General features: G+C 48.9%; 1 protein-coding gene. It reads left to right on the forward strand.

Translation table 11 applies throughout. From position 1 onward, the window contains the following. Window positions 1-105: 105 nt before the first annotated feature. On the forward strand, window positions 106-562 hold a 457-nt coding region (locus JIG41_RS14660), incomplete at its 3' end, for a helix-turn-helix domain-containing protein (protein ID WP_199525013.1).

Here is a 562-nt window from a genome sequence, read left to right on the forward strand (position 1 = left end):
CTAAATAGCTGTTCCAAATAGTAGATCACCCGAGGAAGGGAACTCAATGCGGTTTGCGCGATCAGATCAGTCGCCAAACATAACCAATCAACAACCGCATTGAGTATGAACAAAATAGCATTTTTATACGGCGCAGAAACCCGCCGCTTGAAGAAAATTGTACATAAAACCCGAGATAAAGACCTGTGCCGCCGGGCAAATGCGGTGTTATTGGTGCTAAAAGGTGAAACCAAGTCGCAAGTAGCCCGTGTTTTGCAAGCAGGCCGTTCATCAGTAAACCGGTGGGTAACCTGGTATGAAGCAGCAGGTATAGATGGCCTTAAAACCAAGGGTGCTGGGCGACCACCAAGTCAGCCCAAAGGCTTTATCTGCGGTGTTTTAAAACTGTTGGTGAACCATGTACCCAGGACACTGGGTTATCAGCGGTCGCGTTGGAGTAGTGAATTATTCGCACTGCTACTGCATAAGCTTTACCGTATCGTTATTCATAGCTCAACTCTCAGGCGGTGGTTGCCACAAGTCGGCATCGTCTGGCGTCGTGCGGCACCGACGCTGTATATCC

Source organism: Pseudoalteromonas sp. bablab_jr011, assembly GCF_016464045.1.
Lineage (GTDB): Bacteria > Pseudomonadota > Gammaproteobacteria > Enterobacterales > Alteromonadaceae > Pseudoalteromonas > Pseudoalteromonas lipolytica.